This is a genomic window from Limosilactobacillus coleohominis, from assembly GCF_016901675.1.
Classification (GTDB): Bacteria; Bacillota; Bacilli; order Lactobacillales; family Lactobacillaceae; genus Limosilactobacillus; species Limosilactobacillus intestinavium.
In genome coordinates this window covers 1-2024 of record NZ_JACJKU010000125.1, presented here as the reverse complement: position 1 = coordinate 2024, position 2024 = coordinate 1, and the positions used below count along the sequence as shown (strand labels likewise).

Sequence of the window (2024 nt, the reverse complement as noted above, 5' to 3'; positions counted from 1 at the left end):
GGTGGCTTAATTCGAGACCAATGAAATGTTTAAATTGGCAAACACCAATTGAAGTCTTTTTTAGAAACTTACATGATAATTGTTAACTTATTTCTTGCAATCTGCCATATAAAAAACGTTGTCCACTTCTCTGTGGCAACGCTTGAATCATTTATTGGTTATCAGCATCTGTCCGAATTACAAACACCGAAGTTCCTGAATGCTTAACCATGTAGGATGCTTGAGAACCAACTGTATGACGATTTCCTGGTTTACCAATTGAACCAACAATTAGCAGATCAGGATGGAATTCTGGAATAACGTGGTGACAAATTCTTTCTGATGGACGATCACCTTCATCGATAATGGCTGTAATCTTCTTTGGATCTTCACCATAATCAATGGCTGCTTCAACGTATTCATTAATCCGCTTCTTTAATTCTTCACGACTGGAATGAACATAATCTTTATTTAAAGCCTGGTAAACATTAACTTCATTGGTTTCATAAACGGAAACAATTCCTAGTTCAGCATTGTCACGCTTTGCTTTATCTACCGCATAAGAAAATGCAGCGCGAGCATCAGGAGCATCATCAACCCCCACTAATATTTTTTTGAACTGTTTTGGCTGAATGTCAAACATAACTTTTCCCCTCTCTTTACCAGTGAACACCTTATCCCCTAGTAGTTGTAGTTTTCAATATCTTTCCATTAACCATACTACTACTTATTTTCGTTTTGTAAATGATATTTTTTAGAGTAACCTAAACCTTTTTTAAAAATCAACAAAATAAATACTAGAAATCTTTTATCGTAAATCATTCTAAGTAGTATGATTAGTGTGTAGTAATTTAATGAGGGAGGACCATTTCATGACCAATCAAGTTATTGACCATTATTTTTATGACGAACCAGCCTACGATTACCATGATGGTGGGTATGTTCCACTAGAGACACCTACTACACCAGAACAACCGTTAAACATTCCGGAAATTCTCAACCCTGACAAAGAAACAGATACAGATATGTACTACACCATTACAGCACAAACTGGAGAAGTTCAGTTATTGCCCGGTGAAAAAACTAAGACTTGGGGATACAATGCCCCGCTCCTTGGTAAAACAGTACTCTTTAAAAATGGTAAAACCATTCACATGCACTTAGTCAACCATTTGCCTGAAGTAACAACGTATCACTGGCATGGTTTAGAAATTCCCGGACCAATTGAAGATGGTGGTTGCCATGCACCTGTTTATCCTGGCGAGTCCCGTGATATTACATTTAAGATTAACCAACCTGCCGCAATGGTATGGCTCCATGCCCACCCATGTCCATCAACTGCTGAACAGGTTTGGCACGGTTTAGCTGCTGCTGCGATTGTAACAGATCAACATGAAGCTAGCTTGCCACTTCCTAGAAACTATGGAGTTGACGACATTCCTGTTATTTTACAAGACCGTCGTTTCCATGAACATAACCAATGGAATTACCGTGCTGATTATGATCCTGATGGCGTCCTTGGACCTACTCCAATGATTAACGGAACCATTAATCCATATTTTGATGTTACAACTCAAAAAGTGAGGTTACGTTTCTTAGATGGTGCTAATCGTCGAGAATGGCGATTACACTTCTCCGATGACCTTGAGTTTACCCAAATTGCAGGTGACTTAAGTTTACTGCCACATCCAGTTAAAATGACCAAACTAATGATTACAGCCGCCGAACGGCAAGAAATCATTGTAGATTTTGGCAAATACAAGCCAGGCGATGTAGTGACCTTATACAGCGATGATACACCACTAATCCACTTCCGCATTCATGAGTTCCAACCAGATCATACTCAAATCCCTGATACATTATTTGAAACTCCGGATCCGGAAGTTGACCAAGATATGGGAATTCATTATGTAACCTTAGACGGTTGTGATGAATCTGTAGCAATGAATGGTAAAAAATTCAAAATGGACCGGATTGATTATGAAATGCCAATGAATAAAGTTCAAATCTGGGATATTGAAAATACTAATGATAAACCTGGAATG

Annotated in this window: 2 protein-coding genes; one reads left to right on the top strand and one right to left on the bottom strand. The window is 38.4% G+C overall.

Annotation, left to right across the window (positions count from 1 at the left end; all coding sequences use genetic code 11):
* Positions 1 to 151 precede the first annotated feature (151 nt).
* Positions 152 to 622 carry a universal stress protein gene (locus H5975_RS07905; RefSeq protein ID WP_204785581.1) on the bottom strand — a complete coding sequence of 157 codons (471 nt, stop codon included), beginning with the start codon at positions 620 to 622 and terminating at the stop codon, positions 152 to 154.
* A 229-nt stretch (positions 623 to 851) separates the two neighbouring features.
* On the opposite strand from H5975_RS07905, the gene H5975_RS07900 reads away from it, so the two are divergent.
* On the top strand, positions 852 to 2024 hold a 1173-nt coding region (locus H5975_RS07900; protein WP_204785580.1), incomplete at its 3' end, for a multicopper oxidase family protein.